The following is a 12,329-nucleotide window of genomic DNA, read 5'->3' as shown; positions in this document are numbered from 1 at the left end:
TGTCCGGGTGAGCAGAACCATCGCCAGAGGGCGATCTGCGATCCCCCGAGACGGTGGCACGGCTACAATCGATACCACTTCAAAAGCGCTCCGCCGCCACGTCAGGTCGAGCCGAGCTGCGTCCTATAGGCGAACCCCTTCACATGATCGCTGGCTATCGCGAAATCTCGACAATGCGCAAGCTACGAGATCAAGCAGCTGCGATGCCGATTGTAGGGTTTACGACACCTGGTCGAGGCGGCGGCTTGCGCTATCGAAATTAGCCAAGACAAATCAAGCACAAGACTCCTTGGCATGAGACTTGAAGGCAAGGCGTCGTCCCGCACCTTCGCTTATGGAATCGTAGTGATGGCCTACAAAATAATCGCGTCACAATGCACGGTCTGTGGTGCGTGTGAGTACGAATGCCCTAATGCCGCGATCAGCCTGAAGAACGACATATATGTGATCAATCCGAGCCAGTGCACTCAATGTGAAGGGCATTTTGATGCGCCGCAATGCGCCGTCGTTTGTCCGGTGCCTGATACCTGTGTGCCGGCATAGATCGAGTAGCCGACGGATGGCACTCCGGCGCGAAACATGATCGAAACCCTATCCAGGGCGGCTCCCTTTTGGGTCAGTCTCCTGGTTCTTTCCCAACCTGGCCTCGAGTCGGCCATGACTTGCGCGATCCGCTCGGAGGAGAGGCGACGCGATCATCGCCGCCGGGAATCGTCCATGCGTGAACGGAGTGGGCAATGGTAGCTGTACAAGAGACGGTCGAGCGCGTCCGGCGCATCGACGTCGACCAGTATCGATATGGGTTTGAGACGCTGATCGAGTCCGACAAGGCCCCGAAGGGGCTGTCGGAAGACACCGTCCGCTTCATCTCCGCAAAGAAGAACGAACCGGCCTGGATGCTGGAATGGCGCCTGGAGGCGTATCGCCGCTGGCTAACCATGACCGAGCCGACCTGGGCGCGCGTCGACTATCCGAAGATCGACTACCAGGACATCTACTACTACGCGGCGCCGAAGCCGAAGAAGACGCTGTCCTCGATCGACGAGATCGATCCGGAAATCCTCAAGACCTACGAGAAGCTCGGCATCCCGCTGCGCGAGGTTGCGATCCTCGAGGGCGTCGAGCCGCCGCCCGGCGGCGAGCAGACGCCGAACCGCAAGATCGCGGTCGATGCCGTGTTCGATTCGGTTTCGGTCGCGACCACCTTCCAGAAGGAGCTGAAGGCCGCCGGCGTAATCTTCATGCCGATCTCGGAGGCGATCCGCGAGCATCCCGAGCTGGTGCAGAAATATCTCGGCACCGTGGTGCCGACCTCGGACAATTACTTCGCAACATTGAATTCGGCTGTGTTCTCCGACGGCTCGTTCGTCTACGTGCCGCCGGGCGTGCGCTGCCCGATGGAGCTGTCGACCTATTTCCGCATCAACGAGCGCAACACCGGCCAGTTCGAGCGCACGCTGATCATCGCCGACAAGGGCTCCTACGTCTCCTATCTCGAGGGCTGCACCGCACCGCAGCGCGACGAGAACCAGCTGCACGCCGCCGTCGTCGAGCTCGTCACGCTCGACGATGCCGAGATCAAATATTCGACGGTGCAGAACTGGTACCCGGGCAATTTGGAAGGCAAGGGCGGCATCTACAATTTCGTCACCAAGCGTGGCGACTGCCGTGGTCGCAATTCGAAGATCTCCTGGACCCAGGTCGAGACCGGTTCGGCGATCACCTGGAAATATCCGAGCTGCATCCTGCGCGGCGACAATTCGAGCGGCGAGTTCTACTCGATCGCGATCTCGAACGGCTTCCAGCAGGTCGACTCTGGCACCAAGATGATCCACCTCGGCAAGAACACGTCGAGCCGGATCATCTCCAAGGGCATCGCCGCCGGCAAGTCGCAGAACACCTATCGCGGTCTCGTCAGCGCCCATCGCAAGGCCACCGGCGCGCGCAACTACACCGCCTGCGACTCGCTTCTGATCGGCGACAAATGCGGCGCGCACACCGTGCCCTATGTCGAGGCCAAGAATTCCTCGGCGACGTTCGAGCATGAAGCGACGACGTCGAAGATTTCCGAGGACGTGCTATTCTACTGCTTGCAAAGAGGCTTGAGTGAGCAACAGGCCATCGGCCTTGTCGTCAACGGTTTCGCGAAAGATGTCCTGCAAAAGCTTCCGATGGAGTTCGCAGTGGAGGCGCAGAAGCTGATCTCGATCTCTCTCGAGGGATCTGTCGGATAACCAAACGTCCCGCGAGCCCCGCGAACGCGGCTCGCCGTTCCGGACGACGCAGTTTGAGGGATCAGATAAAAAATGACGCTGCTCGAAATCAAAGATCTGCATGTTGGTGTCGACAGTCGTGAAATAATCCGTGGCCTCGATCTTATGGTCAATGCGGGCGAAGTGCACGCGATTATGGGGCCGAACGGCTCCGGCAAGTCGACGCTCTCCCACGTCATCGCCGGCAAGCCGGGCTATGAAGTCACCGGCGGGCAGATCCTGTTCAGGGGCGAGGACCTGCTGGAGATGGAGCCCAACGAGCGCGCCGCCAAGGGCGTGTTCCTGGCGTTCCAGTATCCGGTCGAGATCCCCGGCGTCACCACCTGGAATTTCCTGCACGCGGCGCTCAACGCCCAGCGCAAGGCGCGCGGCCGAGGGGAATTATCCACGCCCGAATTTCTGAAAAAGGTCCGTGAGGTGGCCGAGTCACTCAACATTACCCGGGACATGCTCAAGCGCGGCGTCAATGTCGGCTTCTCGGGCGGCGAGAAGAAGCGCAACGAGATCCTGCAGATGGCGTTGTTCGAGCCGAGTCTATGCATACTGGACGAGATCGATTCCGGGCTGGATATCGACGCCCTGCGTATTGTCGCGAGCGGCATCAACGGCCTGCGTTCGCCGCAAAGGGCGATGATCGTGATCACCCACTATCAGCGGCTCCTTCATTACATCGTGCCCGATTATGTGCACGTGATGTCGAAAGGCCGCGTCGTGACGAGCGGCGGCAAGGAACTCGCGCTGGAACTCGAGGCCTGTGGCTACGCCCAGTTCGAAACCGCGGCCTGACGGCTCTATGGATTTCCCCATGAAGCAAGTATTGGCTAAGGCCGATGCCGGGTGCGCAACGAGCAATTTTCTCGCAGCTGCGCTCGGACGGTTGCCTGGCGCGGGCCTCGTCCCCCATATCCGTGCGAGGGCATTCGAAGCCTATGAGCGCGCCGGCCTGCCGCATCGGCGCATGGAGGCCTGGAGATACACGGATCTGCGTGCCCTGATCGGCGAGGTGTTGCCACTCGCCCCGCGACCGGATGCAGCGGCGTTGGCGCGCGCAAAGGCGTCGGCCAGGCGAGTGGCTGTCGATCAGGCGGTCAAATTGGTCTTGGTGGACGGCATATTCGCGCCTGAGCTATCGGATCTCGGCGAGCTGGAAAATGAGCTCCATGTGCAGTCACTGCGAGAGGTGTTGGAGAATTCGTCCACTGGCGCAATGGCCGGTTTGGTGCTTTCGACGACGGACGATGCGGTGATCTCGCTCAATGCGGCAATGGCCTCAGATGGTTTGGTGATTTCGATTGCCGAAGGCAACACGATTAGACGCCCTATTCAAATCGTTCAGGTCGCAACGGGATCGTCGGTGTCCGCTTTTACACGCTCATATCTGCAGCTCGATAAAGGGGCGCATGCGACCGTGGTGCAAAGTTTCATCTCTGCCGAAGGCGCGAGCGGCTATCAGGCCAACGATGTCTTAATCGCCCTGGCTGGGGACGAGGCGAGCCTTTCGCATATCCGCATAGCGGCTGACGCCGCTGATGCGGTGAACATCTCGTCGGGGATCATCGCGGTCGGCACCAGAGCTAAGCTCGATCTCTTCAGCATGACGTGCAGCGGCTCTATTAATCGCTATCAGGGATTCGTGACGCTGGGTGGCCAGGGATCCAAACTCTCTGCGAACGGGGTAAATCTCATCAAAGATAAACTGCACGCCGACACAACAATAGTGGTCGACCACGCCGTGCCGCATTGCACCAGTCGGCAGAAGTTCCGCGCGGTCGTTGATGATTGCGGCCGCTCGGTGTTTCAGGGCCGGATCGTCGTTCGTCCCGTTGCCCAGAAGACCGACGCCAGCCTGTCGACGCGAGCGTTGCTCTTATCCGACCAGGCCGAGGCCGACAATAAGCCGGAACTTGAAATCTCGGCCGACGACGTGACCTGCGGCCACGGAGCGACCTCAGGAGCGCTAGACGGCAATCTCGTATTCTATTTGCGCGCGCGGGGGCTGTCCGAGAAGGACGCGCAGTTGTTGCTGATTAAAGCGTTCATTGGAGAGTCAATTGAGGAGATCTTCGCCGATAACCTGCGCGATTTTGTGACCGCGCAAGCTGAACACTGGCTGCAGGAACGGCAATGAGCGAACATCCCGCGGTCAGCAATGGTCGTTACGAGGTCGACCGTCTGCGTTGTGACTTTCCGGCGCTGGCCATGACCGTGTACGGCAAGCCGCTTGTCTATCTCGATAACGCTGCGTCCGCGCAAAAGCCAAATGCGGTACTTGACCGCATGATGCAGGTGTACTCCAGCGAATATGCCAACGTTCATCGTGGCTTGCACTATCTCGCCAATGCGGCGACCGAAGCGTATGAGGGCGCCCGTACCAAGGTAGCGCGGTTTGTGAACGCGCATTTGGACGAAGAGATTATCTTCACGCGCAGCGCCACCGAGGCGATCAATCTGGTCGCACAGACGTTTGGTCGCGAGCGCATCAGCCCGGGTGATGAGATCGTTCTGTCAATTTTGGAACACCACTCCAACATTGTGCCATGGCATTTTCTTAGGGAACGGCTCGGTGCAGTGATCAAATGGGCACCAGTGGATGATGCCGGCAACTTCTTACTCGATGAATTTGAGCGACTGCTGACCTCGCGCACCAAGATGGTCGCAATCACACAGATGTCGAACGTGCTCGGCACGGTCTTGCCGGTGAAAGACCTGGTGAGGGTCGCACATGCTCGTGGTATCCCGGTGCTGGTCGACGGCTCGCAAGCATGCGTCCATCTGAGTGTCGACGTCTGCGATATTGATTGCGATTTCTACGTCATGACCGGCCACAAACTCTATGGTCCGACCGGAATCGGCGTTCTTTACGGAAAATCCGAGCATCTGGCATCGATGACGCCCTTCAATGGCGGCGGCGAGATGATCCGCGAGGTCTCGCGTTCCGGCGTCATTTATGGGGATCCGCCGCACCGGTTCGAAGCGGGTACGCCGCCGATCGTCGAGGCGATCGGGTTGGGCGCAGCCGTGGATTACATCAATTCAATAGGCAAGGCTCAGATCCGCAAGCACGAGAGCGAACTGCTCGCTTACACGCAGGAGAAGCTCGGGGACATCAACTCCGTGCGCATGATCGGGGCGCCGGCCGAGAAGGGGCCGATCATCTCGTTTGATGTGAAAGGTGCGCATGCGCACGATATTGCCACCGTCGTCGATCGCGCCGGTGTAGCGGTGCGGGCAGGGGCTCACTGCGCGATGCCGCTGCTCAAGCGCTTCGGGGCGTTGGCAACATGCCGTGCGTCCCTTGGACTTTACAACACCCGTGAAGAAATTGATGTGCTCGCGCGCGCACTTATCAAGGCACGCCAGCTATTGGCGTGATCGGCTGGCGTGCTGCGTCGAGGTGAGAGAGAGCCTGCATTGAGCTGCGAAGTTGAATGACGTCGTGCCCCTGAGCATTATCGTCATCGCAGAAGGTCAACACCTGAGGTCTCGGCAAGCAAAGTTCGCATTGGCAGGCCTGGTCGGCCAGGGTACCTTGCAGCCGTTTTTCCTTTGCGACCGCCTTCGTCGAGCGCGGGGGCCGTGTTCTAACGGCAGGTCGCGTCATGGCGCACCTGAACGCAGGACCCAAAAGATGCCACTAAGCACGCGGCGGTCATTTACGCGCTGAACGCCGCGCGGCTTGTTCGGCAGCATCGGTTTGATGGCGGTCCATTCGCAATCGCTGAATTCGTGGCGCATGATTCGAGGCTCCGGTTTCGGAGCTTGAATCATGCCTCGGGCAACGCCATCAACCGGCAACGCCCCGTGGCGTGCCGCTAATGCTCTGAATACACATCCACTTTTTGGCGGCGTAGCGGACTTGGCCGGGCTTGCTTGTGGCTCGACCCGGTCGTGAATGATCCCGAAGCGGACATGACGCAGGATCGGCCTTGGAGGACTACCAGAGGCCAGTCGCGCTGGTCATGAAAAGTGATCGGAGCTTCGAACGAAAGGCGACTCGCATTCACGTCAGGCCTTTGTTCGAAACTCGCATGCGATCTGGTCGATGCGCGATCCATAGTCGCGTATGGCCCTGAAGGCCGTGCGTCGCTCCGCGCCCCGAGGAAGGCGATCGTTGCCTCCACGAGGAGCAAAGAACTGTGCGAACAACCTGTCTAGCTCGCCAGAATCTCACCTCGCGTCCCTCCGAATGCGGTGAAAGGAGAGAGGTGCGGGCGATCTCCGTAGCTGAGACGTTTCGCAGAGTTTAAAGGAAACCTATGGAAATCCACGGCACTGCAGCCACTATGACTGTGCCGAGGAGCAGGGCCAGCATGTACGCCAGGATCGGACGCATGCCTTCGTCGGGATGGATCCGGCTGATGGCGCACGCCGCATAGTAGCCGACGCCGAATGGCGGCGCGAAAAGTCCAATCCCCATCGCCAGAACGACGACCATGGCATAGTGGACCTCATGCACCCCCACCTGACGGGCAATGGGGAAAAGCAGCGGACCGAAGAGCACGATGGCAGGGATGCCTTCGAGCACGCTTCCCAGGACGACGAACGCAAGGATCGTGACGATCAGAAATATCGGCGCACCACCCGGCAAGGAGGTCATGAACTTCGCAAGTGATGCCGAGAAGCCCGATTGGGTCAAAGCCCAGGCCATCCCCGTCGCCGCACCGATGATGAAGAGGATCGCGCCGGAAAGAGCCGCGGTCTCAACCAAGATCGGATAGAGGAGGCGCCAGTCGAACCGGCGATAGATAAAAAGCCCGGCCAATACGGAATAGACGATGCCTATCGTCGAGACCTCGGTGGCTGTTGCTACCCCCTCGATCACCGCAGCGCGGATCACAAATGGAAGGGCAATGGCGGGAAGCGCGATCAGAAAGGAACGGCCGATTTCACGGCTGGTCGCACGCTGAACGTGCGACAAATCCTCTCCACGGTACCGCCACCACACCACCGCGCACAGTCCGACCGCGAGCACGATCGCCGGCAATAACCCGCCCGTGAACAGGGCCGCGATCGACACACCCGTCACCGATCCGATTGTGATCAACACCAATGATGGGGGGATCGTCTCGGTCTGAGCGCCGGTCGCCGCCAGGAGCGCGACCAGGTCACCACGCTTCGCGCCGCGTCTGGTCATTTCGGGGAAGAGCACAGGCGCTATTGCTGCCATATCGGCCGCCTTGGATCCCGAAATACCCGAGACCAGATACATCGCACCGACAAGCACATATTGGAGACCGCCCCGAACGTGGCCAAGCAGGCTGGCGAGGAAAACGACCATGGCGCGGGCCATGCCGGTCATTTCGATCAACAAGCCGAGGAACACGAACATCGGCACCGCAAGCAGGATGAGATGGCTCATGCCTTCGTCCATGCGACCGATAACGACCACGTCGGGTGTGCTGGTCGTCAGCATTATGTAGCCGATGGTCGTAAGGCCGAACGCGAAGGCGATCGGCACTGCTGCGAAAACCATGGCGCCAACGATAAACACGAAGAAGATCAACAGGTTCAGATTGCCGAGCGGTTTAAGGATCGGTGCGAGCAGCGCGAGAACCCCGATCAGCGTTCCCACCGCAGCGATTGCAGCCGCGAGGTGCTTCACATTGGCCGTGGCTGCCAGCCTCAGAGTGGCAACGACCAGCATCAAGCCGATGCCGACCGGCAGGGCGGCGGCGCGCCAAGTGTTGACTATTCCCAGAGCCGGAGTTGTGACGAAGACTTCGTCGGCCGCAAACTCGTAGGCGGGGCGAACTACCAGAAGCAAGAACGCGAACGAGGCAGCCGTCGCAAAGACGTCAAGGAACAACCTGGCTTCCGGGCGGATCATGCCAACGATGGCCGTCATCCGCATATGCTCGGCCCGCTGGAAGGCGACGACCGATCCCAGCATCGCCAGCCACAGAAACAGGATGCCGGCGAGCTCGTCCGACCAGACAATCGGGGTATGGAGCACGTAGCGAGAGACGATGCCGACGAAAAGGACTATCACCTCTGCGATGACCAGCAGTGCGGCAGGAATGGCGACGACGGGCTTCAGTGCCTTGTTCAGGTTCACAACGGCCTTGCGCCATCCGGAGGCAGGCTCAGGAAGAGCAAGTGTCGCCCCGTCCATGTGCGCTTGTTCCATGGCTCACCCCAACTTGCCCGCGGCTTTCTCAAGTTGAACCCAGGCCTCCGCGCCGAATTTGGATTTCCAGTCGGCATAGAAGCTCGTCTCTGCCAGCGCCTGCCGGAAGGCGGATCGGTCGACGTCGAGGAATTGCATGCCCTTGGCTGTCAAGTCGGTGCGGAGGGATTCACTGAGCTTTGCGATGTCGGCTCGTTCATCGTTGGCCGAGCGATCGAGTTCGTGCGTCACGATCTCTTGCACGTCCTGCGGAAGCTTCTGGAACGCGCGCTTGTTGCCGAGGATCCAGTAATTGTCCCAGACGTGACCCGTCAGGCTGCAGGTCTTCTGCACCTCATACAGGCGCGCCGTTGCTATGATCGGAAGGGGATTTTCCTGACCGTCCACGACCTTGGTCTGGAGCGCGGAATAGACCTCGTTGAAGTTGATCGGCGCTGGTCCTGCCCCGAGCGCAAGAAACAGCGACGTCAGATTGGGTGCGGCAGGTACCCTGAGCTTGAAGCCCTTGAGGTTGTCCGGTGTCTTGATCTCACGGCCCGACGACGTGATGTGGCGGAAGCCATTGTCCCAAGGCTTGGACACCGCCATGATAGGCGTCTTGGCGATCTGCGCGCGGATGTAGGCGCCGAGTTCGCCGTCCATGGCCTTCCAGACGGCATCATAGTTGGGGAAGAGGAAGCCGAGATTCACGACGCCCGCGGCGGGTACAAGGGTAGCGAGGATTAGAGAGGAAAGGTTGAAAAACTCGACGCTACCGTTGCGAACCTGCGTCAGCAGATCCGTATCCGAGCCAAGCTGGTTGGCGGGAAAGAGATTGATTTCCAAGCGCCCGCTAGTCGCTTCCTTGATGCGATCGGCGGCCTCCTTGGCCCGAGCATTCACCGGATGCGCGGGGTCCTGCCCGGTCGCGAGCTTGTAAGTGAACTCTGCGGCGGCGGCCGGGCGGCTGAGGACGGCGCACAACGGGACAGCCGCGCCGGCCAGGAGCAACTTGCGACGGGTGATGGCAGTCGATTTGCGTTGGGTCATTGCTTCCTCCTTGTTGAGTATCGGTATGTTGATCGGCAGCAGCACGCTTCTGCAGTTCCGGCCGGTTCTCGGGCACCGGCCGTCAGGCAGCGGCCATCGTTCTCCGCGGCGACGCCGCGTAGGCGATGCTTCCCTCAGTCGAAGTTGACGTATCTAGGTGCGCGCTTAGCGCAGCCACCCCTTGATCTGCCTTGCAACTTCCGCAGTCGAAATGCCGTAGCGATCGTGCAGCGTGGGAAGCGCCCCAGCGGCAAGGAACTCATCGGGCAACGCGATCTGGCGGAAAGCTGGATGGACGCCGGAGCGCATCAACAGCGCTGCAATCGCCTCTCCGAGCCCGCCGATGATGGTATGGTTCTCGGCGACCACGACGAGACGGCCGGGTTTTGCTGCTTCGCGCAGTATCGCTCCGTGGTCGAGCGGCTTGATTGTCGGTACATGCAGCACGGCTACGTCCACGCTATCACCGGCGAGTTCCTTTGCAGCATCCAGCGCTCGCATGGTCATGATTCCAGAGGAGATGATCAGGACGTCCCGAGCGTCCCGAATCAAGGATGCCCTGCCGAGCCTGAATTGATAGTTGTACTCGTCCAGGACGAGGGGCACCTGACCACGCAAGAGCCGCATATATACGGGCCCGTGATGCGCCGCGATGGCCGGAACGATCTGCTCGATCTCGTGAGCGTCGCAGGGATCGATCACGGTCATGTTCGGCATTGCGCGGAACAGCGCGAGGTCTTCCGCCGCCTGGTGGCTTGGGCCGTAGCCGGAAGTGAGACCTGGCAAGGCGCAGACGATCTTTACGTTGCGGTCTTCCTCTGCAATCGTCTGGTGGATGAAGTCGTAGGCGCGCCGCGAGGCGAATACGGCATAAGTTGTTGCGAAGGGCATGAATCCTTCAGCCGCCATGCCCGAAGCCGCACCGTAGAGGAGCTGCTCCGCCATACCCATTTGATAGTAGCGGTCTGGAAACTGCTTCGCGAAAATGTGCAGGTCCGTGTACTTGCCAAGATCGGCGGTGAGGCCCACCACCTCGGGGCAGCTCCGGGCCAATTCGACAAGCGCGTGACCGAACGGCGCTGGTTTCGTCTTTTGTCCCTCGGCGGCGATCGACGCGATCATCGCGGAGGTGGTGAACCGCGGTTTCCCGGGCGTACCTGGGGTAACCGACTTCATGACCTGTCTCCCGCATCAAGTTCTGCCAGCGCCAATTTCCATTCGTGCGCTTCGACCCGGATGAAGTGATTCTTTTCTCGCTGTTCGAGGAACGGAACTCCCTTGCCCATGAGAGTGTCGGCGATGATGATCCTCGGTTGCTGCTCGGGGTGCGAAATCGTTGCGTCGAATGCTGCCACGACGGCGTCCAGGTCATTGCCGTCGACGCGGCGTACGAACCAGCCGAAGGCCTCGAGCTTGTCGACCAACGGCTCGAACCCCATCATCTGTTTCGAAGGGCCGTCGGCCTGCTGGTTGTTGACGTCAATGATCGCGATCAAATTGTCGAGCTTGTGGTGCGCAGCCGACATCATTGCTTCCCACTTCGAACCCTCGTCGAGCTCTCCGTCCGAGAACAGCGTGAAAACGCGGCTCTTGGAGCCCTTGTGCTTCAACCCGAGGCCCATGCCGACCGCGATGCTCAGTCCGAGCCCCAAGGACCCGCCGGACATTTCCATACCGGGCGTGTAGGACGCCATGCCTGACATCGGCAGGCGGCTTTCGTCGAAGCCATACGTCTCGAGTTCGACTTCGGGGATAATGCCGGCCTCGATCAGTGCGGCATAAAGGGCGATCGCGTAGTGACCGTTGGAAAGGAGGAAACGATCGCGATTTTCCCAGGTGGGCTCCTCAGGCCGGTAGCGCATCGCGTGAAAATATGCGACCGCCAACACGTCGGAAATATCGAGCGCCTGCGCGATATAGCCTTGGCCTTGAACTTCGCCCATGCGCAGGGCGTTGCGGCGAATGTTGCGCGCACGCTGCGAAAGGCTGGGCGTGTTGACAAGTAAACTCGTGGACATCCGTCTCTCCATCGCTGCTCTTAGTGAATGAGCATCCCGCCGTTGACGTCGATCACGGAGCCGGTGACGTATGCCGAGAGGTCCGATGCAAGAAATGTGTAGATACCGGCAACGTCCTTGGCCTCCCCGAGCCGTCCGAGCGGAATGCCTTCCAGAATCTTCGCTTTCATCTCGTCGTTGAGCTTGCCAGAGGTGATGTCGGTGCCTATCAATCCCGGCGTGACGCAGTTGACGCGGATACCATCGGCGCCAAATTCCCGAGCCATCGCCTTGGCAAGCCCAAGGACCCCGGCCTTCGCCGCCGAGTAGTGCGGACCACCGAAAATGCCGCCGCCGCGCTGGGCCGATACCGACGACATGCATGCAATCGATCCCGATTTTTGCTTGCACATATGCGGGATCACAGCCTGGGAGAGGAACAGAATGCCCTTCAGGTTGACGTCCTGGATACGGTCCCAGTCGGCCGGCGTGATGTCGAGGAATTTGACCGGCTGTGTGATGCCGGCATTGTTGATCAGGATATCGATTTGGCCGAAAGCGTCAGCGACAGCTTCGACTGCCTTCTGACACGAAGCCCGGTCGGCGACGTCGCAAGCAATTCCGATATGAGCGTCGCCGAGGCCTTGCGCGGCAGCCTGTGCGGCGGTCCCATCGATGTCGAGGATGGCGACCCGCGCGCCCTCTTCGGCAAATCGCCTGGCGGTTGCGAGGCCAATCCCACGAGGCGAGGCCGCCCCCGTGATGATCGCCGTTTTGCCGCGAAGCAGCATTCGAATCCTCCCTGTCCCTGTCGTTTTGGACGCCGCGGTAGGCAGCCGGTCCTCTTGCCCCATTGCTAGAGCCGAGGGGCCGGCCGGGACAAACGCGCAGTTGTCTTGGATG

10 protein-coding genes and 1 pseudogene are annotated in these 12,329 nt (G+C 60.3%); 5 read left to right on the top strand and 6 right to left on the bottom strand.

The features are described from left to right. Positions 1–348: 348 nt before the first annotated feature. From J2R80_RS41840 to J2R80_RS41820, 5 genes are all read left to right on the top strand, one after another. On the top strand, positions 349–543 hold the full coding sequence (locus J2R80_RS41840; RefSeq protein ID WP_128971097.1) for a 4Fe-4S dicluster domain-containing protein: 195 nt from the start codon (positions 349–351) through the stop codon (positions 541–543). 194 nt (positions 544–737) lie between these two features. Further along, positions 738–2,234 (top strand): Fe-S cluster assembly protein SufB, encoded by a 1,497-nt coding sequence (gene sufB / locus J2R80_RS41835; RefSeq protein WP_253640853.1) that lies wholly within the window; start codon positions 738–740, stop codon positions 2,232–2,234. 72 nt (positions 2,235–2,306) lie between these two features. Next, positions 2,307–3,059, top strand: a complete 753-nt coding sequence (sufC, locus tag J2R80_RS41830; RefSeq protein WP_253640852.1) for a Fe-S cluster assembly ATPase SufC — start codon at positions 2,307–2,309, stop codon at positions 3,057–3,059. 19 nt (positions 3,060–3,078) lie between these two features. Continuing rightward, entirely contained in the window at positions 3,079–4,401 is a 1,323-nt protein-coding gene (sufD, locus tag J2R80_RS41825; RefSeq protein ID WP_253640851.1) for a Fe-S cluster assembly protein SufD, read from the top strand. Further along, positions 4,398–5,645 carry a cysteine desulfurase gene (locus tag J2R80_RS41820; RefSeq protein ID WP_253640850.1) on the top strand — a complete coding sequence of 416 codons (1,248 nt, stop codon included), beginning with the start codon at positions 4,398–4,400 and terminating at the stop codon, positions 5,643–5,645. Before sufD ends, J2R80_RS41820 begins: the two co-directional genes overlap by 4 nt. A gap of 228 nt (positions 5,646–5,873) precedes the next feature. Here the strand turns inward: J2R80_RS41820 and J2R80_RS41815 are convergent. The 6 genes and pseudogenes from J2R80_RS41815 to J2R80_RS41790 form a co-directional block, all read right to left on the bottom strand. After that, a pseudogene (locus tag J2R80_RS41815) lies at positions 5,874–6,008 on the bottom strand (transposase); the annotation flags it as partial. A gap of 508 nt (positions 6,009–6,516) precedes the next feature. Continuing rightward, positions 6,517–8,400 carry a TRAP transporter large permease subunit gene (locus tag J2R80_RS41810; RefSeq protein ID WP_253640849.1) on the bottom strand — a complete coding sequence of 628 codons (1,884 nt, stop codon included), beginning with the start codon at positions 8,398–8,400 and terminating at the stop codon, positions 6,517–6,519. 3 nt (positions 8,401–8,403) lie between these two features. Beyond that, the gene (locus J2R80_RS41805; RefSeq protein ID WP_253641101.1) at positions 8,404–9,429 is read right to left on the bottom strand and encodes a TRAP transporter substrate-binding protein; all 1,026 of its coding nucleotides are present in this window, start codon (positions 9,427–9,429) and stop codon (positions 8,404–8,406) included. A gap of 165 nt (positions 9,430–9,594) precedes the next feature. Then, positions 9,595–10,605, bottom strand: coding sequence for a transketolase family protein (locus J2R80_RS41800; RefSeq protein ID WP_253640848.1), 1,011 nt, complete (start codon positions 10,603–10,605; stop codon positions 9,595–9,597). Next, on the bottom strand, positions 10,602–11,447 hold the full coding sequence (locus J2R80_RS41795) for a transketolase (protein WP_253640847.1): 846 nt from the start codon (positions 11,445–11,447) through the stop codon (positions 10,602–10,604). The genes J2R80_RS41800 and J2R80_RS41795 overlap by 4 nt, the downstream gene beginning before the upstream one ends. A gap of 20 nt (positions 11,448–11,467) precedes the next feature. Continuing rightward, positions 11,468–12,217: an SDR family NAD(P)-dependent oxidoreductase gene (locus J2R80_RS41790; protein ID WP_253641100.1), complete on the bottom strand. Its 750-nt coding sequence runs from the start codon at positions 12,215–12,217 to the stop codon at positions 11,468–11,470. Between the last annotated feature and the right edge of the window lie 112 nt (positions 12,218–12,329).

The organism is Bradyrhizobium sp. USDA 4541 (assembly GCF_024171085.1).
Taxonomy (GTDB): Bacteria; Pseudomonadota; Alphaproteobacteria; order Rhizobiales; family Xanthobacteraceae; genus Bradyrhizobium; species Bradyrhizobium australafricanum.
Note: the sequence above shows the minus strand (reverse complement) of the source record. Positions and strands in the feature narration are given on the sequence as shown.

Coding starts and splice junctions, on each gene's coding strand:
- J2R80_RS41795 (WP_253640847.1), bottom strand. CDS start 11,447: ATGTCCACGAGTTTACTTGTCAACACGCCCAGCCTTTCGCAGCGTGCG.
- J2R80_RS41810 (WP_253640849.1), bottom strand. CDS start 8,400: ATGGAACAAGCGCACATGGACGGGGCGACACTTGCTCTTCCTGAGCCT.
- J2R80_RS41805 (WP_253641101.1), bottom strand. CDS start 9,429: ATGACCCAACGCAAATCGACTGCCATCACCCGTCGCAAGTTGCTCCTG.
- sufB (WP_253640853.1), top strand. CDS start 738: ATGGTAGCTGTACAAGAGACGGTCGAGCGCGTCCGGCGCATCGACGTC.
- sufD (WP_253640851.1), top strand. CDS start 3,079: ATGAAGCAAGTATTGGCTAAGGCCGATGCCGGGTGCGCAACGAGCAAT.
- J2R80_RS41790 (WP_253641100.1), bottom strand. CDS start 12,217: ATGCTGCTTCGCGGCAAAACGGCGATCATCACGGGGGCGGCCTCGCCT.
- J2R80_RS41800 (WP_253640848.1), bottom strand. CDS start 10,605: ATGAAGTCGGTTACCCCAGGTACGCCCGGGAAACCGCGGTTCACCACC.
- J2R80_RS41820 (WP_253640850.1), top strand. CDS start 4,398: ATGAGCGAACATCCCGCGGTCAGCAATGGTCGTTACGAGGTCGACCGT.
- sufC (WP_253640852.1), top strand. CDS start 2,307: ATGACGCTGCTCGAAATCAAAGATCTGCATGTTGGTGTCGACAGTCGT.
- J2R80_RS41840 (WP_128971097.1), top strand. CDS start 349: ATGGCCTACAAAATAATCGCGTCACAATGCACGGTCTGTGGTGCGTGT.